The sequence below is a fragment of the Syntrophus buswellii genome, assembly GCF_046097065.1.
In the GTDB taxonomy this organism is placed as follows: domain Bacteria; phylum Desulfobacterota; class Syntrophia; order Syntrophales; family Syntrophaceae; genus Syntrophus; species Syntrophus buswellii.
In genome coordinates this window covers 1,323,929-1,347,859 of the sequence record NZ_CP175563.1, presented here as the reverse complement: position 1 = coordinate 1,347,859, position 23,931 = coordinate 1,323,929, and the positions used below count along the sequence as shown (strand labels likewise).

At 56.3% G+C, this 23,931-nt stretch carries 23 protein-coding genes; 4 read left to right on the top strand and 19 right to left on the bottom strand.

What is annotated here, in order from left to right; genetic code table 11:
* Nucleotides 1–168 (bottom strand): hypothetical protein, encoded by a 168-nt coding sequence (locus ACJ77P_RS06020; RefSeq protein ID WP_367360433.1) that lies wholly within the window; start codon nt 166–168, stop codon nt 1–3.
* On the opposite strand from ACJ77P_RS06020, the gene dprA reads away from it, so the two are divergent.
* Genes dprA through trmFO form a run of 3 tightly spaced genes read left to right on the top strand, consistent with a single transcriptional unit; the run spans nt 167 to nt 4,976 of the window.
* Entirely contained in the window at nt 167–1,351 is a 1,185-nt protein-coding gene (gene dprA, locus ACJ77P_RS06015) for a DNA-processing protein DprA (protein WP_408999282.1), read from the top strand. The two genes, ACJ77P_RS06020 and dprA, sit on opposite strands and share 2 nt — an antisense overlap.
* Nucleotides 1,336–3,621, top strand: a complete 2,286-nt coding sequence (gene topA, locus ACJ77P_RS06010) for a type I DNA topoisomerase (protein ID WP_408999281.1) — start codon at nt 1,336–1,338, stop codon at nt 3,619–3,621. Before dprA ends, topA begins: the two co-directional genes overlap by 16 nt.
* Before the next feature lie 29 nt (nt 3,622–3,650).
* Nucleotides 3,651–4,976, top strand: coding sequence for a methylenetetrahydrofolate--tRNA-(uracil(54)-C(5))-methyltransferase (FADH(2)-oxidizing) TrmFO (trmFO, locus tag ACJ77P_RS06005; protein WP_367360436.1), 1,326 nt, complete (start codon nt 3,651–3,653; stop codon nt 4,974–4,976).
* Nucleotides 4,977–4,997: 21 nt separating this feature from the next.
* On the opposite strand, the gene ACJ77P_RS06000 is transcribed toward trmFO, so the two are convergent.
* From ACJ77P_RS06000 to ACJ77P_RS05990, 3 genes are all read right to left on the bottom strand, one after another.
* Nucleotides 4,998–5,825: a lytic transglycosylase domain-containing protein gene (locus ACJ77P_RS06000; RefSeq protein ID WP_408999280.1), complete on the bottom strand. Its 828-nt coding sequence runs from the start codon at nt 5,823–5,825 to the stop codon at nt 4,998–5,000.
* 22 nt (nt 5,826–5,847) lie between these two features.
* The gene (locus ACJ77P_RS05995; protein WP_367360438.1) at nt 5,848–7,296 is read right to left on the bottom strand and encodes an HD domain-containing phosphohydrolase; all 1,449 of its coding nucleotides are present in this window, start codon (nt 7,294–7,296) and stop codon (nt 5,848–5,850) included.
* 122 nt (nt 7,297–7,418) lie between these two features.
* Complete coding sequence (locus ACJ77P_RS05990; RefSeq protein ID WP_367360439.1) at nt 7,419–7,628, bottom strand: hypothetical protein; 210 nt, start codon at nt 7,626–7,628, stop codon at nt 7,419–7,421.
* A 214-nt stretch (nt 7,629–7,842) separates the two neighbouring features.
* On the opposite strand from ACJ77P_RS05990, the gene ACJ77P_RS05985 reads away from it, so the two are divergent.
* The gene (locus tag ACJ77P_RS05985) at nt 7,843–8,601 is read left to right on the top strand and encodes a tetratricopeptide repeat protein (RefSeq protein ID WP_408999279.1); all 759 of its coding nucleotides are present in this window, start codon (nt 7,843–7,845) and stop codon (nt 8,599–8,601) included.
* A 44-nt stretch (nt 8,602–8,645) separates the two neighbouring features.
* On the opposite strand, the gene ACJ77P_RS05980 is transcribed toward ACJ77P_RS05985, so the two are convergent.
* The 15 genes from ACJ77P_RS05980 to trpE form a co-directional block, all read right to left on the bottom strand.
* Entirely contained in the window at nt 8,646–9,440 is a 795-nt protein-coding gene (locus ACJ77P_RS05980) for a prephenate dehydrogenase/arogenate dehydrogenase family protein (RefSeq protein ID WP_408999278.1), read from the bottom strand.
* Nucleotides 9,441–9,474: 34 nt separating this feature from the next.
* Nucleotides 9,475–10,542 (bottom strand): chorismate synthase, encoded by a 1,068-nt coding sequence (aroC, locus tag ACJ77P_RS05975; protein ID WP_408999277.1) that lies wholly within the window; start codon nt 10,540–10,542, stop codon nt 9,475–9,477.
* 92 nt (nt 10,543–10,634) lie between these two features.
* Entirely contained in the window at nt 10,635–11,195 is a 561-nt protein-coding gene (locus ACJ77P_RS05970) for a shikimate kinase (RefSeq protein ID WP_408999276.1), read from the bottom strand.
* Nucleotides 11,185–12,468 (bottom strand): 3-phosphoshikimate 1-carboxyvinyltransferase, encoded by a 1,284-nt coding sequence (aroA, locus tag ACJ77P_RS05965; protein WP_408999275.1) that lies wholly within the window; start codon nt 12,466–12,468, stop codon nt 11,185–11,187. The genes ACJ77P_RS05970 and aroA overlap by 11 nt, the downstream gene beginning before the upstream one ends.
* Before the next feature lie 5 nt (nt 12,469–12,473).
* Nucleotides 12,474–13,310 (bottom strand): shikimate dehydrogenase, encoded by an 837-nt coding sequence (locus ACJ77P_RS05960; RefSeq protein ID WP_408999274.1) that lies wholly within the window; start codon nt 13,308–13,310, stop codon nt 12,474–12,476.
* Complete coding sequence (locus ACJ77P_RS05955; protein ID WP_367360446.1) at nt 13,303–14,451, bottom strand: type I 3-dehydroquinate dehydratase; 1,149 nt, start codon at nt 14,449–14,451, stop codon at nt 13,303–13,305. Before ACJ77P_RS05955 ends, ACJ77P_RS05960 begins: the two co-directional genes overlap by 8 nt.
* Nucleotides 14,448–15,542, bottom strand: a complete 1,095-nt coding sequence (aroB, locus tag ACJ77P_RS05950; protein ID WP_367360447.1) for a 3-dehydroquinate synthase — start codon at nt 15,540–15,542, stop codon at nt 14,448–14,450. The genes ACJ77P_RS05955 and aroB overlap by 4 nt, the downstream gene beginning before the upstream one ends.
* Complete coding sequence (gene aroF / locus ACJ77P_RS05945) at nt 15,539–16,567, bottom strand: 3-deoxy-7-phosphoheptulonate synthase (RefSeq protein ID WP_367360448.1); 1,029 nt, start codon at nt 16,565–16,567, stop codon at nt 15,539–15,541. Before aroF ends, aroB begins: the two co-directional genes overlap by 4 nt.
* Before the next feature lie 376 nt (nt 16,568–16,943).
* Nucleotides 16,944–17,759 (bottom strand): tryptophan synthase subunit alpha, encoded by an 816-nt coding sequence (trpA, locus tag ACJ77P_RS05940; protein ID WP_367360449.1) that lies wholly within the window; start codon nt 17,757–17,759, stop codon nt 16,944–16,946.
* Nucleotides 17,756–18,964, bottom strand: a complete 1,209-nt coding sequence (gene trpB, locus ACJ77P_RS05935) for a tryptophan synthase subunit beta (protein ID WP_367360450.1) — start codon at nt 18,962–18,964, stop codon at nt 17,756–17,758. The genes trpA and trpB overlap by 4 nt, the downstream gene beginning before the upstream one ends.
* Before the next feature lie 29 nt (nt 18,965–18,993).
* A complete protein-coding gene (locus ACJ77P_RS05930) occupies nt 18,994–19,680 on the bottom strand; it encodes a phosphoribosylanthranilate isomerase (protein ID WP_408999399.1) in 687 nt (228 codons plus the stop codon).
* Nucleotides 19,680–20,474 carry an indole-3-glycerol phosphate synthase TrpC gene (trpC, locus tag ACJ77P_RS05925; RefSeq protein ID WP_408999273.1) on the bottom strand — a complete coding sequence of 265 codons (795 nt, stop codon included), beginning with the start codon at nt 20,472–20,474 and terminating at the stop codon, nt 19,680–19,682. Before trpC ends, ACJ77P_RS05930 begins: the two co-directional genes overlap by 1 nt.
* Nucleotides 20,475–20,507: 33 nt before the next feature.
* Nucleotides 20,508–21,518 carry an anthranilate phosphoribosyltransferase gene (gene trpD / locus ACJ77P_RS05920; RefSeq protein WP_367360452.1) on the bottom strand — a complete coding sequence of 337 codons (1,011 nt, stop codon included), beginning with the start codon at nt 21,516–21,518 and terminating at the stop codon, nt 20,508–20,510.
* Between the two features lie 71 nt (nt 21,519–21,589).
* On the bottom strand, nt 21,590–22,216 hold the full coding sequence (locus tag ACJ77P_RS05915) for an aminodeoxychorismate/anthranilate synthase component II (RefSeq protein ID WP_367360453.1): 627 nt from the start codon (nt 22,214–22,216) through the stop codon (nt 21,590–21,592).
* Between the two features lie 35 nt (nt 22,217–22,251).
* Nucleotides 22,252–23,763 (bottom strand): anthranilate synthase component I, encoded by a 1,512-nt coding sequence (gene trpE / locus ACJ77P_RS05910; RefSeq protein ID WP_408999398.1) that lies wholly within the window; start codon nt 23,761–23,763, stop codon nt 22,252–22,254.
* Nucleotides 23,764–23,931 lie beyond the last annotated feature (168 nt).

Below are 23,931 nucleotides of genomic sequence, written 5' to 3'. Positions count from 1 at the left end.
TCATTCGATGGCGCACGGATATTGCACCGGCATGATCATGGATCCGCAGAGTTCAGCAGCATTCGCTCTGTTCAACTCCTGTTCCGGCGGCACTCCGCTTTCCGATCCATGAAGTGATTCTTTTGCCTTGACCACATGAATCTGGATGTTCGGAAGAACTTTAGTCATGGAGAACAATGAGCTCTTATATTGGCTGGCCTTGAGATCCGCAAGCGGCATCGGGAACGTTACATTTAACTCCCTTCTTGGATTCTTTCCATCCCCCTACCACGTCTTTCAGGCCACCTATCCGGAACTCCTGAGGATTCCGGGTATCGGCCCCAAAACGGCATCAGCGATCAAAGGGTTTCATCAGTGGCAGAAGCTTGAAAATGAGTTGAAAGAGCTGAATAAATTTCATATCCATCTGGTGACTTTACATGACAGAGAGTATCCGGGTATTCTGAAGAACATTTTTGATTATCCCCCCCTCCTCTATGTCAAAGGAACACTGGAAGAGGGTGATCTGAATATTGCCATGGTCGGATCACGGATGGCAAGCACCTATGGTGTCTATACGACGGAAAGGCTCGCCAGGGAGCTGGCCATGAATGGAATGACCATCGTCAGCGGAATGGCCAGGGGCATTGATTCTGCAGCCCACAGAGGAGCGCTTGCCGGCAGGGGCAGAACGATCGCGGTTCTGGGCTGCGGTCTGGATGTAATTTATCCTCCTGAAAACAAGGATCTTTATAAGAATATTTCGGAAAACGGCGCGGTGATCTCCGAATACGCCCCGGGCACACCACCCAACGCCCCGAATTTTCCCATGCGCAACCGGATCATCAGCGGCCTGTCCCTGGGTGTTGTGGTCGTTGAAGCGAACGAGCGCAGCGGCTCTCTGATCACGGCGCGCATCGCCATGGAGCAGGGACGTGAGGTTTTTGCGGTTCCGGGAAGCATCGATTTTCACGGATCGCGTGGAAGCCACAGGCTGATAAAGGAGGGGGCGAAATTGATCGAGAATGTCGATGACGTTCTCGAAGAAATTCTGCCCCAGATAAGGCGAACACGAAGGGAGCTCCTCCCGGGCGAGAAAAAGGGGAGCACGGATCTTCGGGAAATGAGGCAGCCGGACCAGGAGACTTCCGTTTCCCATCCTTCATCAGAGCGTTCATTCAGCGAACATGAAACAATGATTTTGAATCTCCTGGCATCCGGAACCGTTGACATTGACACGATCATCGCTAAATCAGGACTCAGTGTCAATGAAACGATGAATTGCCTTTTAAATCTGGAACTGTACGATGCCATTCTGCAGTTGCCAGGAAAGCTTTATAAACGTAAGGAGACTCCATGCCCGATTCCCTGATCATCGTCGAATCGCCGACGAAGGTAAAAACCATCAAAAAATATCTCGGAGCGGATTATGATGTCCTGGCTTCGAAAGGGCACATCAAGGATCTGCCCAAAAAGACGCTCGGGATTGATCCGCAAAACGAGTTTCAGCCCACTTACAGCATCCTCGATGACAAGAAAAAGGTCATCGCCGATTTAAAAAAGGCGGCGAAACATGCGAGCCGGATTTATCTTGCCCCTGATCCCGATCGTGAAGGCGAGGCAATCGCCTGGCACATCGCGGAGGAGTTAAAGGCCAAGAACAAGGAAGTGTATCGTGTTTTGTTCAATGATCTCACAAAAAACACCGTTCTGGACGCACTAAGCCACCCCGGAGAGCTGGATTTCAACAAATACGAAGCTCAGCAGACAAGACGCATTCTAGACAGGCTGGTCGGCTATCAGATCAGTCCGATTCTGTGGGAAAAGGTAAAAAGGGGACTCAGCGCGGGGCGTGTCCAGTCCGTCGCCGTCCGGATGATCTGTGATCGCGAAGAGGAAATCAAGGGATTCAACCCCGAAGAGTACTGGAACATCTCCGTGCATCTCAAAGGCGAGAACCCCCCTCCCTTCGAAGCCAAACTGGTCAAGATCAACGGCAGGAAGGCCAAAATCGCCAATTCGGCGCAGGCCGAGGGCATCGTAACGCTCTTGTCCGCTCCGATTTCTGCGGGAGGCGACCCGTCTTCACCTCCCCGGTTTGTCGTCAGCAAGCTGGAGAAGAAAGAAGTCAAGAAGGCCTCCCTGCCTCCCTTCACGACGAGCAAGCTGCAGCAGGAAGCATCCCGGTTGCTTCGCTTTTCGGCCAAAAAAACCATGATGACGGCCCAGAAGCTTTATGAGGGGATTGAGCTGGGAGAAGAGGGGCCCGTGGGACTGATCACCTACATGAGGACGGATTCCGTTCGGATCGCCGACGATGCCCTCCAGGAGGTCCGCTCTTATATCCGGGAAAATTATGCCCCTGCTTTTCTGCCTTCAAAAGCACATGCCTATAAAAATAAAGGAAAGACCCAGGATGCCCACGAAGCGATCCGGCCGGCCTCGCTGAATTACAAGCCTCAGGATGTCAAAAAATTTCTGACGCCCGATCAATTTCGCCTATACTCCCTGATCTGGAATCGCTTCGTCGCAAGTCAAATGAACCCGGCCCTTTACGATCAGACAACGATCCATGTATCGGCCGATCCCTATCTCTTCCGCTCCCAGGGGGCGATTCTGAAATTCGCCGGTTACACCATCGTGTACACCGAGGGAAAGGAGGAGAAGGAGCAACCCGAGGACGCGGAAGCGGAAGGCATTCTTCCCGATGTCAAGGAAGGGGAACAGCTTACCCTTTTGAAGGTCAAGTCCGACCAGAAATTTACTCAACCTCCGCCGCGGTTTTCCGAAGCCTCACTGGTCCGTGAGCTTGAAGAAAAAGGCATCGGGCGGCCCAGCACCTATGCGAACATTCTGAGCACCATTCAGGACCGGAATTACGCAAGGCTGGAACAGGGAAAGTTTCACCCCACCGAACTGGGAATGATCGTCACGGAACTCCTCGTCAAGAACTTTCCCAAGGTGCTGGATATTTCTTTTACGGCTTCAATGGAAAACCAGCTCGACCTGATCGAAGAGGGAAAACAGAAGCGTCTCGATACCCTGCAGGAATTTTACGCCCCTTTTGAGGAGGATCTGAGCAAAGCCAAGATCGAAATGAGGAACATCAAGCGGGAGGAGACGCCGACGGATCTGATCTGCGACAAATGCTCGAGCCCCATGGTCATCAAATGGGGAAGAAACGGCAAATTCCTTGCCTGTTCAAACTACCCCGAGTGCAGGAACACCATGAACATTCCCCAGGGCGACGGCACCGAAAAAAGGAGCCCCGGGGGGGAGATGACAGAGACCCTCTGTCCGCAATGCGGCAAGAACATGTTGATCAAATTCGGCCGATTCGGCCGTTTTCTGGGATGCTCCGGCTATCCTGACTGCAAAGTTACCATGCCGATCAGCCTCGGGGTCAAATGCCCACAGGAAGGCTGCAACGGCGAGATCATCGAAAAGCGGACCAAGAAGGGACGAAGTTTCTTCGGATGTTCCAACTATCCCGACTGCACGTTTGCCCTGTGGGACAGGCCCGTGCCCGAATCCTGCCCCCGATGCCATTCCCCCTTTCTGGTTGAAAAGTACTCCCGCAACGAGGGAACCTACAAAGCCTGTCCCAACAAGGAGTGCGGATACACGGACAAGGACCAGTAATTTCAGTGGGCATTTTTAAAAAGAAGGACATGCACGAAGAGGACCCCGTCACCATTATCGGCGCAGGTCTAGCGGGATGTGAAGCGGCTTGGCAGCTCCTCAACCGGGGGCATTCTGTTGTCCTTTATGAGATGAAGCCGGAAAAATTTTCTCCGGCCCACCGGTCCGGGTCTCTCGCAGAGCTCGTCTGCAGCAATTCGCTCCGCTCCAACGTGTCGGATCATGCAGCAGGTCTTCTGAAGGAAGAAATGCGCAGGATGGACTCGCTGATCATGAAGGCGGCGGATGAAACCTCCGTTCCCGCCGGAAAGGCATTGGCTGTTGATCGCCATGCCTTCTCCCGCGTTATTGAAAACCGCCTCAACAGCTTTACCAACCTGACGATCATCCGCAAAGAAATGATCGAAGTCCCTTCCGAAGGCATTGTGATCATCGCCACGGGGCCGTTGACTTCCGATGGCCTGTCTCATGAGATCGCCAGGCTCACGGACAGCTCCTATCTCTATTTTTACGATGCGATTTCGCCGATCATTGAAGGAGATTCCATCGATCTCGAAAAGGTTTTCAGAGCTTCTCGATATGACTCCACAGGACAGGGTGACTACCTGAACTGCCCCATGGAAAAAGAGGAATACGAAAACTTCTGGCGGGAACTGATGGGCGCACAGACCGTACCCCTTCGGCATTTCGAGGATCCGAAGTATTTTGACGGCTGCCTTCCCATCGAGGTGATTGCCTCTAGAGGCATATCCACGCTGGTCTTCGGCCCCATGAAACCGGTGGGAATTCTCAACCCGAAAACAGGGAAAATCCCCTATGCCGTGATACAGCTCCGCCAGGAAAATCGGGAGGCGACCCTTTTCAACATCGTCGGGTTTCAGACCAAGCTGACCTGGCCGGAACAGCGCCGGATATTCCGGAAGATCCCCGGCCTTGAAGAGGCGGAGTTTGCGAGATACGGGAGCATTCACAGAAACACCTTTATCAATGCTCCGGCACTGTTGGAACCTACCCTTCAATTAAAAAAGAATGAGCACATCTTCTTCGCCGGGCAGATCTCCGGCGTTGAAGGATATATCGAATCCACGGCCATGGGACTGATCGCCGGATTGAGCGCGTCCGCATTTCATCGCGGCAAGGCCTTCCCTCCGCCGCCGCCGGTCACCGCCATGGGTGCGCTTGTCAACCACATCACGTCCGCAGAGAGCCGGAATTTCCAGCCGATGAACATCAATTGGGGATTATTTCCAGCCCTGCCTCAGAAATTGAAAAAAAGAGAGCGCGGCGCCTGCCACGCCCTCCGCGCCCTGACATCGCTGGATCGGTGGAAATCGGAGACGTTGCGTGAGCTCTGAAGGTGGGTTTCGCAGTCTGATTTACACTTCCGTTGCCCTGGAGTAGTTCGCCGTGACCCGGGCCACGTAATTCCGGGTTTCCGGTGGCATCTTCCCGGGGTTTTTCTCGACGTTTCCCATTCCCCAGTTATAGGCGGCAAGGGCGAGTTTCACATTGCCCTGATAACGGTCCAGAAGCCCCTTGAGGTATCGCGTACCGCCCATGATGTTTTCTTCGGGATTGTAGTAATCTTTCACCCCGAGTTCCCTCGCCGTTGCCGGCATTAACTGCATCAGCCCCATGGCCCCCTTGGGTGAGGTACTGTCCGCCTTGAAATTGCTTTCCACCTTGATGACACTTTTTATCAACTCAGCATCCACTCCATAGGTTTCGGAAGCCTTCCGGATGAGGGTATCGTAGTGGCCGTTCGAAGAGGGTGTGTCAGGCTTTTGTTCCTTTGATACGTGAATTGACGTTTCTTCGCTCCCCTCCGGTTCCGGAACATAACCGGAAAGCACGCAGCGCACCTCCTCGAAGATCTGGGCCGCCCCTTCGGTCTCTGTTTCCCCTGACAAAATCCTTAACAGATGACCGTTCATTCTGAGTTCAATACGCTTCAGCAGCAATTCAATCGCCGCCTTGGAGGACGGTGGCGAATCTTCTAAAACGGGCTGAGCGGCCGACGAGGAACGTGCGGCCTCGTCAAGCATCCCGCGGAACAAAGTACCGGAATCCTCACCGTTTTGGTCCTGGCTGCCGGCCTGCTCTTTTTGAAGATTCCGCAGAAGGGCCTGATTCCGTTGCGCGATCTCCATCATGGAATACGGTGTTGTCATAAACTGGATCGATGCCTCGTTTCGAAGTTTCATGTTGGAATGGATTCATCAATGCTTACAGGCTTTGCAAAAAGCATTCAACAAGAGTGCCGTCAAACTGCTTTCCACTGTTCTTCTTGAGTTCCTGAATCGCGCGATCCACGGACATGGACTTTCGATAAGGCCGATTGCTGGTCATTGCGTCAAATGAATCGGCAATGGCCAGCAATCGGGACAAAAGCGGAATTTTGTCTCCTGAGAGCCCGTGAGGATACCCCTTGCCGTCGTACCGCTCGTGATGGTGCAGAATGATTTCCCTTTCCCGGTCCAGAAGCATGACCGACTTCAGGATGCTTTCCCCGATCCCCGGATGGCTTTGAATGACTTTATATTCATACTCGGTAAGCCGGTCAGGCTTCAGGAGGATTCTGTCCGGTATGGCAATCTTGCCGATATCGTGCAGCATGCCCGCAATCCGGACACTTTCAACCTCCTCATTGGAACGCCCCATATGCTTTGCCATGGTGATGACTTTATCCATGACCCGGTAGGAGTGCTCCTCCGTATAGGAGTCGCGAACCTGTATCGAAGCCACAAGGGATTTAAACGTGTCGATGAGATTGCGATAGAGACTTTCGTACAACACCTTGTTTTCAACATTCAGGGACGCCCTTTTGGTCAAAGTCTGGATATAATCCAGTTCCCTCTTTGAGAAGGCGATCCCCCGTTCCTTTTTCCGGATCGTCAGTACCCCGAAAACCTGGTTTCTGATCATTAAAGGCGCACAGATCACGGAGGGAAATGCCTCAGAACATTCGTCCGAGGTGATGATCATGGCTTCGCGGCTGTGGGCCGCCTTCTCCAGCGCACCTTCGATCTGCGGGAAGATTTTTGTGCTGTAAGTCTCAGAATTTATCCCCTTGATGATGTGGGGATGAAACCGGCGCTCCTCGACATCATAGAGCAGCAGCTCGCAATCCCTGCCCCCGACGACCTTCATGGCCAGTTCAACGACATCTTCAAAGATATAGTCATTGTCACCGAAGGAGTTTTCGATAGTGTCGTAAATGTAGTTTCGAAGCGATAAATCCTCGCAATGACCCTGCAGCCGGCGGGTTCTGGAATTCCTTTCCAGTTCCTGGGCGGACAAAGCCTCCCTCTGCCGCAGGGATACATCGACTTTAAAGAGCAGCTCATCGATACGAAACGGCTTCCGGATGAAGTCAACGGCACCTTTTTTCATCGCGGAAACAGAGGTTTCGATCTCCGGATAGGCGGTCATCATGATCGTGAGGACCGTAGGCTGAACCTCCTGAATGCTCTCCAGCAAATCAAGCCCGCCCATGATCGGCATCATCACATCGCTGATAACGATGTCATAGGTCTTTTGCCGGAGAAGATTCAGAGCCTCCAACCCGTTTTCCGCCTCGCTGACTTCATAATGCCCCTCTGTCTCCAACGCTTCTCGAATTAAATCTCTAATGTGGGGATAATCATCAACAACGAGAATTTTTTTCTGGTTCATGAAGGTATTTTGCATTTCAACGGCACTGTCCATATCTCCAGGGAGGATTTCTGTCGTCTCGTCAATCGGTTGGTTGCTGCGCACGTTGAGTCCATTTCAAAGGGCTGTGATCTTCTGGACCATTACGCACTTTTTACAATGATATCGCGGATGTTATAAGAGATTTTTTCAAAGGTGATCGCTTTGTTTTCAGGCGAGGGAGAGATTGTTACGCAGTCACGATAGTGTGAACCGGCATCGGCGGCACCATGATTTCTGTTTTCTACTTTCGTTCGGACGTGCTTATTGTAAGCCTTAATGACGCTGTCAACTTGATAAACGGATACCGGCATAATACAACCTCTTGCTTTTGATTTCCTGTTGACCCATCTATTGAATCGGTAGAAACAAGAAAATCTTTAGGGACATTTCCATTTTGAATTTCATGATATTTTTTCCTCGGAACGGAGACTTTTTTTATTTCTGGAATTTTTCTTGCAATTCTCTATACATAAATATTCACAGCCGTGTTGTTGAGGCATCACAAAACACCTCCGGGGAATTCAAATGAAAAATACCATCAACAGGGAAGAAGTGGGGCGAATCGAAAAAAAATTGAACGAGGCCAGGGTTCTGCTGCAGCAGAACAAACTGCATTCTTCACTGGTCAAATTCAAGGAGTCTCTGGAAACGCTGCTCAGGACAAAAATGCTGCCCTCAGATTCAAAGGATCTGAACGATAAGTTCAATCATTTTCAGGCACTCATATCGAATACCCCGGCTTTTACAGAGATGTACGGTGCCGTGGCGTTCCGTGACAACGACGCCGCAACGACTCTGGAATTCGTCAAGCAGCTGCTGATCATCAAGGATGAGGAAATAAAGGGGTATATGGAAGAGCAGGCCGGCGGATCGAACGAAAACCATCACGAGACAGATCCTTCCGACGAGCCTGAAGAATCCAGAATCGAGAATCTTGCAAAAGAAGCAAAAAGCTTCATCGACAGCGATGATTATGAGACCGCAAAAGACATCATCGGCGGCAACGATGAAATCCTCTGGTGGCTTCTCCAATGTTACAACACGTCAGGCATTGAACACCGTCGGCAGGGGCGTTATCGGGACGCTCTTCACGACTTCAAGAAAGCCCTCGCCCTTCAATCCGACGATGAAGGATTGTATTACAACATTGCCCGGATCCATATTGAACTGAAGGATTGGAAAGAAGCCCTGGGCGCCATTCAGGAGGCCTTGAAAATTAATCCCGAATTCCAGGAAGGAAAGCTTCTGGAATCATTCCTTAAAAGGACAGCCCCTCCGGCCTAGGCGCCGTCCTTGATCCCGATCTTGTATCTCCCGGAGATCTTTTTTCAGGACGGATTTCTTTTGACCATTTCCGGGAAGCGGCTCCCTGCCGTTTCAAGTCGCTTCTGGAGGGTCCGGGCATCGCGTTTCTCAATGAGATTCTTCAATTCCTTCATGGTTTGTTCATAGGAGTCCAGAATGGCGGGCAGATAGGGATTCCGGGTGAGGATTTCCGAATACATGCGGGCATTGTGACTGAACACTTCTTTGATAATCCTGATTTTCTCCTCAAATATCGGTGTCATGTAGGGCTTCAGGGTTTCGATATCCGTCTCCATCGCATTCATGGCAAGGCCGAAGGTCATGGTGTTGAAATGGTTCAATCCCTGGATGATGCTCATGAACCGATCATGCTCCTCCGGAGATGTCTCTACAATCCTCGCTCCATTGTCCTTCAAAAGCGTGCGCAGCCAGGCAAGCCATCTCCCGCTTCCGGACCGGGCCGGGCAGATCACGAAGGAATATCCCTCCAGTGAAGGAACTTCCGGGCCGAAGAGGGGATGGCATCCGATCACATCGCATTCGGCGCAGCGCAGCATGTCCTTTACAGGCTCCGCCTTGAGGGAGGTGATATCCATCAGCAGGGCATCTTTTGCCATGAGCGGTCCGATCTGTTCGATCACCTCCGTCGTAACACCCACGGGCACGCTCACGATCACAACGGAACACCGTTCGCCCATCTCGGCCAGGATCGTTCCTTCATTTCTTCCCGCGATCAAGACCGAATAACCCAGGCTTTTGAAAAATTTCTCAAACCACCTGCCCATGTCCCCTTTGCCGCCAATAATACCAATATCCATGTATCCTGCCCGCCTTTCGTTCACTTTATCCCGGTCACGGCGTCACCGCCTTCTGCCGCAGCAGATGGTCCGCCAGAACGATCTGCACCATGGCCTCACACACGGGAACGATTCGCGGGATCACGCAGACATCGTGTCGACCACCGATTGAGAGCGTCGTCGGATGGCCCTCCGCGTCAATCGTCTGCTGTGACCTGGAAATGGACGGAATGGGCTTGCAGGCCACCCGCATCACGATTTCTTCTCCGCTGGTAATCCCGGCCAGAATCCCGCCGGAGGTGTTGGACAGGAATCCGCCGGGACTCAGGGGATCGTTGCTCTCCGATCCCAGCATGTCCGCCACGGAAAACCCTGCTCCGATTTCCACCCCTTTGACGGTTCCGATGCTCATGAGGGCACCGGCCAGGTCAGCATCCATCTTGTCGAAAACCGGCTCTCCCAGCCCTGCCGGACAGCCCCGCACCACGATTTCGACGATTCCTCCCAGGGTATCCCCCTGCTGCCGGACCTCAGCCAGCCGATCCAGCATTCTGGCTGCAGCTTCCGGATCAGGGCAGTACAGGGAATTTTCAAGGGATTCCCTGCGGATCCTCCCCGGGCTGCCCCGGGAGATACAAATGCCCCCCAGGGCCACCGTATAGGCCAGGACCTGGATCCCCGCGGCTTCCGTCACCAGCGAAGCCACAGCCCCGGCCGCCACGCGGGCCGCCGTTTCCCGTCCAGAGGCCCTTCCTCCCCCGCGATGGTCCCGGAGTCCGTACTTTCTGTAGTACGTGTAATCTCCATGCCCGGGTCGAAAAACGGACCGCAGGTGCTCATAGGCTCCGCTGTCCGCATCGCGATTTCGAATGAGGAGCGCAATCGGCGTCCCCGTGGTTTTTCCCTCAAAGACGCCGGAGAGGATTTCCACGCGATCCGCCTCCTGCCGGGGGGAGGCAAAACGTTGCCCGCCCGGTTTTCTTCTGTCGAGGACGGCCTGGATCTGCCCTTGGGAGAGCGAAAGCCCCGGCGGGCAGCCATCGATAACGGCGCCGAGAGCCGCTCCATGAGATTCCCCCCAGGTGGTTATCCGAAAGACCCTTCCAATGGTGTTCCCTGACATCGCTGCCTTCCCTTCTCCTCTGCCTGCGGCCCTCTGGGCTGTTCATCCCCGAACCGGTCAGCCATTTCCAGGATCCGAGGCGGAACGCTCATTCACTCCCCGAAGGAGAAATGTCTGAGAATGCGATCCGCGACCTCCCCCGGCGACACATTGGCGGTGTCGATGACCAGATCGGCCAGAGAGCGATAGATAGGCATTCTCTGCGCCAGAATCTCCTTCGTTTCCTCTATCATGGACTCCATCGATTGTTCAGCGGATTCCGTCCCGGAAAAAGACGGCCGCTTTTCAAGGCTGGCCGGATCCTGCAGAATCCGCCGGACAAGGATCCCTTCCCGGGCCGTCAGCAAAACGATCCAACCCATGGATTTCAGCAATCGCGCATTGTCCGGATCCAGGACTGCGCCGCCCCCCGTGGCTACGACACAGCGGTGCATGGTACGAAGGGAACGAAGGGCGGCTTTTTCGCGCTCCCGGAAATACGTCCAGCCCTCCTGCTCCACCATGTCCCGGATGGATCGCCCTTCACGCGCTTCAACCAGGACATCGGTGTCGTAAAAAGGACGGTTCAGCCGCCGGGCCAGTTCCCGGCCCACAGAGGTTTTGCCGGTTCCGCGGTATCCGATCAGGATGATGGTTCGGTCATCACGGGTCATTCTTTCCCCCTCCAGGCGCGCCCTGTGACAGCTTCTGCAACTCGTTCCAGAATCCGGGAAAGGATTTGCCGACACAGTCCCGGTCCGCAATCCTGATTCCCGGAACGGCCAGGCCGGCGACGGCAAAGCTCATGGCGATCCGGTGGTCGCTGTAAGTCTCGATGTCCCCTCCACAGGGACGCCCGCCGTTGATGATCAGGCCATCCGGTGTTTCCCTCGCTGAAATGCCGATTTTATGCAGCTCTGCTGCAAGGGCCGCCAGGCGGTTGCTTTCTTTGATGCGCAGGTGGGCCGATTCCGTGATGACGGAGCGACCAGGCCGGAACGCCGCCAGGACGGCCAGCGAAGGGACCATGTCGGGAATGTCTCCCATGGCGAACTCCATATCACCGCCGTGGAGCTGACCGCAGGCGACTTCTACGTCCCCGTCCCTCCATGCCACGGTGCATCCCAGGTCTTCGAGAATCTTCAAAAAGCGTGCGTCTCCCTGCAGGCTCGCAGCCGTAAGGTGCGGCACCCGGACCCGGGCCAGCCCCAGGGCCGCGGCCAGAAAGAAGTATGAGGCGCTGGAATAATCCCCTTCGATGGTGAAGGAGCGGGCCCGATAGGCTTGGCCTGACGGGACGCAGAAGGTGTTGGCGGCTGGCTTTTCAACGGCAACGCCAAACTGCTCCATCACCTGGAGCGTCATGGCGATGTAAGGTTCTGAGACCGTCCGGCCGGCAAGCTGAATCCCGACATTGCGTGCAGCGTAGGGAGAGCTGAGGAGCAGCGAGGATACATACTGGCTGCTGTCCAGATCCTCAAATACGACTTGCCCGCCCGGAAGTCCGCGCGATTGGATCAGAACCGGGGGGCATCCCGGATTTTCCGGCGTTTCGACGGACACCCCCATGGAGCGCAAAACCCGAAGAAGCGGCTCAACGGGCCTCTCGCGAAGACGGGGCGAGCCATCCAGGACAAAGCGGCCCTCTCCCAGGCAGACCAGTGAGGTCAGAAACCGCAGCGCCGTCCCGTTGTTTCCTACGAAGATCCTCTCGGGCGGAACGGAAATTTTTCCCCCTGTCCCGCCAATCCGGAGTTCACCCTCCTCCACCTCAATCTCAGCGCCAAGAAGCTCCAGGGCTTTGATGAGATACAAGGTATCGTCGGCCAGCAGGGCATTGCGCAGCCGGGATGGTCCTTTCGCGAGAGCAGCGGCAATCAACGCGCGCTGGGTGATGCTCTTTGAACCGGGGACCCCAAGGGTTACCTCCCGGTCGGATCGGCCCATGGGGATCATGCCTGCTTCCCTTCCCTTCTTTCCAACTCCTGCTTCACAACCTGCCGCATCCGGTCCACAGGGGGCTCCAGCCCGGTCCACAGCCGGAACTGCGCCGCACCCTGTTCCACAAACATATCCATCCCCGACAGAACGGCGCAGCCCGCCTCTTCCGCTTCGCGGAGAAGCCGCGTTTTCATGGGATTATAAATCACGTCGGCGACAAGGCGGAAGCGGCGGAGCGCGGCGGCGGGTACGGGTGAAAAATCGATCTCCGGGACCATTCCGACCGGTGTCGCATTGATCAGGATATCGCCTGCTAGGTCCCCTATTTCCGCCAGAGGATAAAAAGGGCAGCCGAACTCCTCGGCAAGCCCCCTCCCCTGCTTCTCCGTCCGATTGACCACCACAGGGACCCCGCCCTCGGCAAGCAGGCCGTACAGGGCAGCCCGTGCCGTTCCTCCGGCTCCGAGAACAACGATCCGCTTTCCGAAAAGATCCGTCACCTTTCGCAGGGCCCGAAGCAGCCCCTCCCAATCGGTGTTTGTGCCCTGCAGGCGCCCCTCTCGAAGGATCACCGTGTTCACGGCTCCGATGCGACGGGCCTGATCATCGAGATCGTCGAGAAAGGCCATGACATCCCTTTTGAAAGGAATGGTTACGCTGGCCCCCCGGTATCCCTCCCGTCTCAGTTTTTCCACGGCCTGCTTCAGGTCGGACACGTCCCAAGCCTCATAACGGCCGGCAAGGCGCAGGAGTTTCAGGGCGGCCGAATGCATGAGGGGCGAAAGACTATGGCCTATCGGATGGCCGATGAGGGCAAGGAGAATGGGGCTGCGGAATTGATCAGTCATTGGATTCGACATCCCCGGTGCCGCGTTCTGAAAAGGGCTCCATGCCCCTCCCCCCTGGGCTCCGCTCCCCCCTTTCCTCTTCCGGTGACCTCACCGTCCCGGAAAGGCCGCCTGATGCCTTTCGGCCCAGGAGTTCAAGGATACGGAACAGTTCTGCGGCAGTCAATTGTCCCGGCGCTGTGGCGGTTTCTTCCCCCAGCGACGCGAAGGTAAAATGCGCCCCCAGCATGGGGGCCATGATCCGGCTGATTTTTCCCTGGTCCCCCATGGAAAAGGCGACGATCTCCTGCCCTTTACCCAGGGACCACGGAATGAGCCGCAGAATCCGCAGGTTATCGGTCATCGTCCTGGCAAAGGTCACGATCTTGATGACGCGGGCACCCGCCTCCCGACAGGACTTCCAGAGGTCCTCCAGGGCCGCGTCAGAGGGAGTCTCCTGAAAATTGTGGCAGGAAACGATGAGCTGCGTCCGCCCCAGGTAATCCGCGATGAGCTCTTTCAACGAATCCCTCAAGGCAGCTTGTGTGCCGAGTTCAAGATCCACATAATCGGCACCCAGCAGGATGGCCTTTTTCAGAACGGAGACCCGTTCCTCTTCGTTCTCATCTTTTTCTGCAGACGGCCGGCGGCCGCTTTCTTCCGGCTTTCTGCAGGTCACCACAATTTTTACGGGAAAGGGATTCTTCCGGATTTCCCTGATCAACTCAGGCAGACGATCCCCGTTGATCAGGTCCATCCTCAGCTCCAGCAAATCCGCCATCGGTGCAGCGTCACGAATCTGCCGGGCCGCCTTGTCCATTCCGGGGCCCACAATGGGAATGCAGACCCTGATCCGGCCCCGCCCCTCCCGCTCGTGGGGGCGGAGCGCCGCGGTCAGGGTATTCTGCAGATAGCGGGAAGCGGCGACCACATGGCCGAAGATGGCTGACAGAATGGAGGCCGGCATGGGGCCTTTATTGTACTGCACAAGGCGGCCGTATACCTGCTCCTCCTGAACGGGGTCGTATATTTCCATTCCCAGATCGGCTTTTTTCCTGCCGATTTCAAGGGCCAACGCGGCCCTTTCATTAAGCAGCTCGACAATCCGGGTGTCCGCACTCTGAATGGATTTTCTCAGTTCGTCCAGTGATTTCCCGCTCATGCCGCCATTTCCTCAAGGATCTTCTCCGGCAGGGAAAGCCCCACGTCCTTACTCATAAAGGGTATGCCGATTTTTTTCAACAGGATAAAGGGCAGTTCATTTCCCTCCTTCTTCTTGTCCATGGCGAGACGCCCCAAAACTTCCGGTCCGGCAACGTCTGACGGAATCCGGACGGGCAGGCCGAGGTCCCGGATCAGGGCTTCGATCCGCTCCCTCTCCTCCGGCGGAAGAAAGCCGCAACAGGCGGAAATCCGTGAGGCGGCTGTCATTCCCAGGGCAACCGCCTTTCCGTGAGGCAGGGTGAACTTAGAAGCGGCTTCCAGGGCATGCCCCAGGGTGTGGCCGAAGTTCAGAATTCTCCGGAATCCCGATTCCTGTTCATCAATCTCCACAACACCCTTTTTGATCCGGCAGGACCGTTCGATGACCGGCTCCAGGATCTCCAGGCTCCTTGCACGCAGGGCGCGAACTTCCCGCTCTAGCTGCTCAAAGAATCCCGGTTCGTCGATGAGTCCGTATTTGACAATCTCCGCCAATCCGTTGAGATATTCCTCATCGGAAAGGGTTTCCAGAAATTTGAGATCAGTAAATATCCGCTTCGGCTGATAGAAGGTCCCCAGGAGGTTTTTTCCCTGCGGGAGATTCACCGCCGTCTTTCCGCCGATGCTGCTGTCCACCTGGGCCATGAGCGTCGTTGGAATCTGGATGAAGGGAACGGAGCGCATATAGATGGAAGCGACGAACCCCGTCAGATCCCCAACGACACCGCCGCCCAGCGCGATGAGCATCGAATGGCGGTCCGCACCCATCTCAAGTAGCCTGGCTGTCAGTCCCAGGACGGTCTCCATGGTTTTTGAACCCTCGCCGGCGGGAAATTCCAGCAGTTCCACGGGGAGCCCCAATTCTTTGAGCTTTTCAAGAAAGGTCCTTCCGTAGAGTTGCGACACATTGGAATCGGTCACGATGACATACCGGTTCGCCGGATGGTCTTTCGCGATGAGAAGACCCATCCGATCCTGGAAATCATAGCCGATGCAGATTTCATGGGACTCGGAGAGACGCTTGTCGAGATTGATCTTGATCCGGTTCATACCAGCACCTTCGCTGTCGCACTCATGACATATTCCATCCTCCTGAGTTCATCCATCAGCTCGTAAAACGTTTCGGGTTTCAGGGACTGCGCCCCGTCGCAGAAGGCCTTTTCGGGCTGAGGGTGCATCTCCACAATCAGGCCGTCGGCGCCGACGGCCAGGGCCGCCCGGCTCAGGGGAAGGACGTATTTCCAGTGGCCCGTTGCGTGACTGGGATCGATGATGACGGGCAGGTGGGTCAGCTCCTTCAGTACAGGCACGGCACTGATGTCAAGGGTATTGCGGGTTGCCGTTTCGAAGGTCCGGATGCCGCGCTCACAAAGGATCACCTGGTCGTTTCCCGCCGACAGGATGTACTCCGCCGACATGAGAAGCTCCTCGATGGTGGTCATCATTCCCCTCTTCAGGAGAACGGGGACCCGTGAACGGCCGATTTTCTTCAGCAGGGCAAAGTTCTGGACATTGCGGGCCCCCACCTGGAGAATGTCGGTGTAGGATTCAACAAGGTCCAGATCCTCGGGATTGACGATCTCCGTCACCACAGGAAGGCCGGTTTTTTCCCGGGCCTTTGCCAGCAGCTTCAGGCCATCCTCCTCCAACCCCTGAAAGCTGTAGGGGGAGGTTCTCGGCTTGAAGGCGCCGCCGCGCAGAATGGAAGCCCCGGCCTTTTTGACAATGTAGGCGCTTTCGAGCAACTGCTGTTCGCTTTCCACGGAGCAGGGACCGGCCATGACGGTAAAGCTTCCGCCGCCAATGCTCACATTTCCCACCTGGACGACCGTATCCTCCTCTTTCGCCTCCCGGCTGCTCAGCTTGTAGGGCTTGCGGATGGGAACGACCTTGTCCACTCCGGACAGTGCCGCCAGGTACTTGAGCTCCTCACCTCCCCGCTCTCCCCCGATGGCCTTGACGACGGTCTGTTCCGTTCCTCGAGATGGATAAGCCCTGTAGCCGATGGATTCAACCCAGTCCACGACATGATCAATCTGACGTTCCGTTGCGTTTCTTTTCATGACGATAATCATGAGATTCTTCTCCTTTGCCGGCCTTCCCAATTTACACCGGGGAAGGCACCAACAGAAATGGCCATGGTGTCTGCTGCCACCATGGCCATAAAAGAAGAAAGCCATGGGCGGCGCTTCCTGATCTGCCCATGGCTTGGTGTTTTTATTCGTTAGTTCAACCCACCCGAGACAATGGACAGATCTCCATATAAAAATACCAATAATAATAGCTAAAGTAATTGGATTTCATCGTGCTTTGTCTTCCGTCCATTTCCGTTTTCTCTTCCTTCCTCTCCAAATCCTCTTCATCGGAAAAAGAGGTGCAGAAAGGCAATCTCGTACACGTTACCGATACAACCAAACACCTGCGGGATCAAAACACAAAGCAGGCATTCTGTCAAGAAGAATATCCTTCCTGCCTCATGGCCCCTTTGATTGTCCGGGCCAGGGCCGACACCCGGGGCACGAGGTCGGGGCTGTGGGCAAATTCGGCAATGAGGCGCACAAAAGCGCTGCCGATGACGATCCCGTCCGCCAGGGGGCCAAAGGCCCCTGCCTGCTCCGGCGTGGAGATGCCGAATCCAACGACCAGGGGCAGATCCGTACAGGCGCGAATCCGGGCAATGTCCCGCGTCACGCTTTCCATGTCCGGCCGTGCCGTTCCCGTTACCCCGGTGATGGAGATGTAATAGAGAAATCCCCGCCCCTGGCGGGCGATCAGGCCGATCCGCTCCGCCGAAGTGGTCGGCGCAATCAGGGAAATGAAATCCATCCCCCTGGAATCGGTTTCCCGGCGGAGCTCACCGGCTTCTTCCGGGGGAAGATCGACCACGAGCAGGCCATCAACGCCGGCCGCCTTCGCCCTGTCCGCGAAACGCTCGATCCCGTATGCATAAACGGGATTGTAATAGCCGAAGAGAACCACCGGCGGCAGATCTTCCGTTTTCCTGAGGTCTTCGATCATGTCGAGAATGTTCTCCAGCGTCGTTCCCTTTTTCAAGGCCCGCTGGGCCGCCTCCTGAATGACGGGACCGTCCGCGGTGGGGTCGGAAAAGGGGACCCCGATTTCAAGGATGTCGACTCCGGCCTCTTTCAATCCGATCATGATTTCCCGGGTTTTTTCCAGGTCGGGATCTCCGGCCGTCACATAGGCAACCAGGGCCTTTTCTCCCCTCTCTTTGAGCTTTTGAAACACCTGTCCAATTCGGCTCATTCCTCGACCGCACCTCCTTTCTCCATCCGTCTGGCAATTTCTTCCGCGTCCTTGTCCCCCCGGCCGGAGAGATTCACCACGACAACGTGATCCCGGTTCAGCGTGGGAACGAGCTTCATCGCATAAGCGACGGCATGGGCGCTCTCCATGGCGGGGATGATCCCTTCATAGCGGGAAAGGGCATGAAAGGCCTCCACGGCCTCCTCGTCCGTCACCGTGACATAGGAGGCCCGGCCGATTTCGGAAAAGTAGCTGTGCTCCGGGCCGACGCCGGGATAATCCAGCCCGGCGGCGATGGAGTAGGCGTCCCGGATCTGGCCGTGATCATCCTGAAGCAGAAAGGTGCGGTTCCCGTGGAGCACCCCCACGCGGCCGCCGCTGATGCTCGCGGAATGGAGGGTTGAATCCATCCCCTTGCCCGCGGCCTCGACGCCGTACATGGCCACGCCCTCATTGTGGCGGAAGGGATAAAAGAGCCCCATGGCATTGCTCCCCCCCCCGACGCAGGCGATGAGGATATCGGGCAGACGTCCCTCCTTTTTCAGGATCTGGCGCTTGGCCTCGCGCCCGATCACGCTTTGAAAATCCCGGACCATCATGGGATAGGGATGAGGCCCTGCCGTCGTCCCTATCACGTAAAAGGTGTCCCGGACGGCGGATACCCAGTAGCGCATGGCCTCGTTCATGGCGTCCTTGAGGGTTGCTGTTCCCGAAGAGACGGGGATCACCTCGGCGCCGAGGATCTTCATGCGAAAGACATTGGGCGCCTGCCTCCGTATGTCCTCCTTCCCCATGAAAATTTTGCATTCCATGCCAAACAGCGCCGCCACCGTTGCCGTGGCGACCCCATGCTGACCCGCTCCCGTTTCCGCAATGACCTTTCTTTTGCCCAGCCGACGGGCCAGCAGCGCCTGTCCCAGGGTGTTGTTGATCTTATGTGAACCGGTGTGGTTCAGGTCCTCCCTCTTCAGATAGACCTTCGCTCCGCCCAGGACTTCCGTAAGCCGCTCCGCAAAGTACAGAGGCGTGGCTCTTCCTGAATAATCCTCTAAATAGCGTGCAAATTCCCTTCGAAAGCTTATGTCCCGCCGCGCCTGACGGTAGGCGGCCTCCAGTTCGATCAGGGCCGGCATGAGGGTCTCGGCGGCGTAGCGGCCCCCGAACACTCCGAAATGCCCCCGTTTATCCGGTAACGCACCCTTCATTTTATTCACCTTTCCGTTCTTACAGTATCTCAGTCCCGCGCGCGGGAAAAGATCCGGTAATTTCCCCGCTCATCTCCCGCCGGGCGTTTCTCTTCCCCTGCCGCCGAAGTCCGTAGGACCTCTCCGATCACGGCCCGGATTTTATCCGGATCCTTGATTCCGGGGGAGGATTCCACTCCGCTGTTGACATCCACGGCATGGGGAACAACCCTTCGAATCGCTTCCCCGATGTTCCCGGGGTTCAAGCCGCCGGAAAGGATCAGGGGAAAGCGCTTCCGGATTCGTACCGCCAGCTCCCAGTTGGAAAGCCGCCCCGTTCCCCCGTAGAGGGCCCCTTCCCGCCTGTCCAGGAGAAGCGCCCGGCAGGGCCAGGTTTCAAGGGAGGGCAGGTCCTCTTCGCTCTCCGGAGAAACGGCCCGGATCAGTACCGAGGAAGGAAACTGCCGGCAATAGTCCGGACTCTCATCCCCGTGAAGCTGAAGAAGATCCAGGCCGCAGAAAGCCCGTATTTCCTTCACCCTCTCCACGGGTTCATTTACGAACACCCCCACGCGGATCACCTCGGGCGGCAGCCGGCGAATCAGTTCTCTCGCCTTTTCGGGAGAGACATAGCGGGGGCTCCGGGGATAAAAGATGAATCCCAGGGCGTTCGCGCCGTTCTCCGCCGCGGCGAGGGCATCGCCCAGGCGGGTCATTCCGCAGATCTTGATCTCCATCACGGCGCCACACCCTCGTTTCCAAGGAGCTCCCGCAACTTCTTCCCGATATCGGGGGCCGTCATCAGGGTCTCCCCGATCAGAAAGGCGCCAATGCCGGCAGCCATCAACCGCTCAATATCCTCCCGGGAGCGGATTCCGCTTTCCGTTACGGCGATCCGGTCCCGCGGGATGAAGCCGATCAGCTCCAGGCTGGTATTCAGATCGGTCACAAAGGTCTTGAGGTCCCGGTTATTGATCCCGACAATGTCCGCACCGGCCGCCAGGGCGCGCTCCAGCTCCCCCCGGTCGTGAACCTCTACCAGGGCCGCCATCCCCAGCGCGCTTGCCAGATCCAGATACTCCTGCAGCTGGTTCTCCCCAAGCATGGCGACAATCAGGAGAATTGCGTCGGCCCCGAGCATTCTGGATTCATAGATCTGCCAGGCATCCAGGATAAAGTCTTTCCGCAGGAGTGGCAGAGCCACGACGCGCCGGATGATGTTCAGATTAAGCTTTTCACCCCCGAAGAAGGTCCGGTCCGTCAGAACCGAGATGGCCGCCGCCCCGTTTTGCTCGTAGCTCTCCGCAATCAGGGCGGGGTCGAGGTCCTTCTTCAGCGGCCCCTTTGAGGGAGAACGGAATTTCACCTCGGCAATGACGGCACATTCCCGGCCGGCCAGGGCGCCTTTGAAATCCCCGCACGAAGGAACATCCTTCACCATTTTCCGAAGTTCGTCAACAGGAAGGGTCATTTTGAGCTGATTGACATCCCTTCGCTTCTCTTCAAAAATCTGATCCAATATCGTCGTCATGCCTTCACCTGAGTTTTTTAAACGATATCTCGGCTAGCTGTTGCTCAATTCGATGAGTTCCTGGAGTTTCTTCGCGGCTTTTCCACTGTCGATGCAGTCGGCGGCAACGGCAAGGCCTTCCGGGATTGTTCCGGCCTTTTCTCCGGCCATGATGGCCAGCGCGGCGTTGAGGAGAACGATGCTCCGGCAGGCCCCCTCCTTTCCTGTCAGCACATCCCTCGTAATCCTGGCATTGGCGGATGCATCGCCGCCGGCAATATCCTCCAGGCTGAACGTCCGTCCGAAGAAATCCATCGGATCAATATTGTACGTCGAGATCAGCCCATCCTTCAGCTGGGACACCCTCGTCGGCCCCGTGACCGTTGCCTCATCGAGGCCATCGGAACCGTGAACGACGAAGGCCCGTCGCGCCCCCAGATTTTTCAGAACGCCGGCAAACATTTCCGTCAGTTTTGCATCATAGACGCCGATGAGCTGGGCATTGGCTCCGGCCGGATTCGTAAGGGGGCCCAGCATGTTGAAAATCGTGCGTATTCCGATTTCCCGGCGGGGTCCGATGGCATACTTCATGGCGCCATGGAGTTTTGGGGCAAAGAGAAAACCGATCCCCAACTGCTGGACGCACTCTTCCACGATCTCCACGCCGGCACTGATGTTGACCCCCAGGGCCTCCAGCACGTCGGCGCTGCCGCAGGCGCTGGATACGGCCCGGTTTCCGTGCTTGGCCACGGTGATCCCGGCTGCGGCCACGACAAAGGCCGCCGTGGTGGAGATGTTGAAGGTGTTCATCCCGTCGCCGCCCGTACCGCAGGTATCCACAATGACCTGCGCCCGGGCGTCGATGCGGGTTGCCTTCTGCCGCATGCTCCGTGCGGCCCCCGTCACTTCGTCCACGGTTTCCCCCTTCATCCGCAGGGCCGTCATGAAGGATCCGATCTGAGCTTCCGTCGCCCCCCCCTCCATGATTTCGTTCATCGTTGACGTCATCTCCGATTCGCTGAGATTGACGCCTTCAACCACCTTTGCAATGGACTCTCTGATCATAGAAAAACTCCTCCCTTTTTTTTAAGGTATTTGATCGTTATGTTCTTCTCCCGGCATCCGACCCAAGTCCCTCAGGCGCAGAGAGCTGAAGGCCTCAGGACTTCGGAGCGCTGCGCCTCCTGCCTGCCTGAGGCGATGAGCTTCAGGAAATTTCTCAAAATGCGCTTGCCGTTGGGGGTAAGGATCGATTCAGGATGGAACTGTATCCCCTCCACGGGATATTCCCGATGCCGGATGCCCATGATTTCGCCGCCTTCCGTTTCTGCTGTCACTTGGAGACAATCCGGAAGGGACCCCCTTTCCAGGATCAGGGAATGATACCGTCCCGCCGGAAAGGGGTTTGGAAGCCCCTTGAAGAGGGTCTGACCGTCATGAACGATCTCCGAGGTTTTGCCGTGCATGATCCGGCCGGCCCGGACCACCTCGGCACCGAAGGCGTATCCAATCGACTGGTGGCCGAGGCAGACCCCCATGATGGGAATCTCCCGATAAAAGGCCCGGATCACATCCGCCGTTACCCCCGCGTCTTTCGGAGCGCCCGGCCCCGGCGACAGGAAAATGGCCGCCGGTTCCATTTTTTCAATGCTCTCCAGGGAAATCCGATCGTTCCGATAGACCTCCACGTCCTCGCCCAGCTGCCTCAGATACTGAACCAGATTAAACGTAAAGGAATCATAATTGTCGATCATCAGAATCATGGCATGACCTCTTCTTCTCTTTTTTTTATTATCTATTAGGTTATGATGTCCGACGGGCTCTGGCGGATTTCAAATCCCGACAGGACCAGCTCCACGGCCTGGCGCATGCCGGCCGCCTTGTTGACTGTCTCCTGATATTCCGTCCGGGGATCGGAATCGGCGACAATGCCGGCTCCCGCCTGGATATGCATCTTTCCCTCCTTCAACAGGATGGTGCGGATGGTAATGCAGAGATCCATGTTTCCGGAAAAGCTGAAATAGCCGACGGCTCCGCCATAGGGCCCCCTCCGGACCGGCTCCAGTTCCGCAATGATCTCCATGGCCCGGATCTTGGGAGCCCCGGTCAGGGTGCCGGCGGGAAAGACGGCCTTCAGTACGTCAAAGGCATCGAGGCCCTCTTCCAACTGAGCCTGGAGAGAAGAAACGATGTGCATGACGTGCGAGTAGCGCTCAATCACCATCAATTGGGTGATCTGAACACTTCCGGTCCGGGCGATCCGCCCCAGGTCGTTCCTCCCCAGATCCACGAGCATGACATGTTCGGCCCTTTCCTTGGGATCTTCCAGCAGCTCATCGGCCAGCCGCCGGTCGTCCTGTTCCGTCGCCCCCCTTGGCCTGGTTCCGGCAATGGGCTTGAGCTCAACAATCCCCTCTTCCAGGCGGACCATGACCTCGGGGGATGATCCGATCAGAACCGTATCGCCCAGCTTCAGGAAAAAGAGATAGGGAGAGGGATTGGTAAAGCGGAGAGCCCGGTATAGATCCACCGGATCAGGATGGATTTCACTGGTTAACCGATGAGATAGAACAACCTGGATGATATCGCCGGCCCGGATGTATTCCTTTGCCCGCTCCACGCTGTCCCGGAAAGCCTCCGGCGTCATGTTCGAACTGAAATCGGCGGATGAGGCAGCCGGGATCGATGACCCCGCCGGTACAGCCGGCTCCTGCAGCAGCTCCACCATGGCATCGATTTTCCGGGTGGCCTCCAGGTAAAGTGACGACAGGCTCTGTTCGCCATCGATATGGACGCAGGCCACCACCTTGATCGTATGGCGGACGCGGTCAAAGAGGATCAGCGTGTCCGTCACGAGGAATACGGCCTCTTCCGTCTGCAGATCATTCTCCCCGGCACAGGGAAGCCGCTCGAAGTAATTCACCATCTCATATCCAAGAAACCCGACGGCGCCTCCGTAAAACCGCGGCAACCCCTCCACGGAAACCGGGGAATAGCGTCGGAGAATCTCCTTGAGGAACCTGAGCGGATCGCCCTGATGGGCATGGCGGGAGGTTTCCCCCTTTTCCTCGATGACCACTTCATCCCCTGAAATCCGGAAAACCAGGCGGGGATCCGCTCCGAGAAAGGTGTACCGTCCCCACTTCTCGCCTCCCTCCACGCTCTCCAGCAGAAAGGCATAAGCGGAATCCCGCAGCTTCATGAATACGGAAACGGGCGTTTCCACATCCGCCAGAATTTCCCTGTAAAGCGGCACCAGGTTCCCCTGTTTTGCAAGTTCTTCAAATGTTTTATAATTCGGTGCATACATGATCTGCTTTTTCTCCCGGAAAATAAAAAAGGCCGTGAAATCCTTCACGGCCTTTTTCCCTGACTTGTCGTACAAAATAAAAGCCGCGGAGGTCTCTGGGAGCGTCTCCACGGCTTCAGTTTTTATGTCTTAACGTCTTACCGGCGGACAACCCCCTGTTCTGAGGCC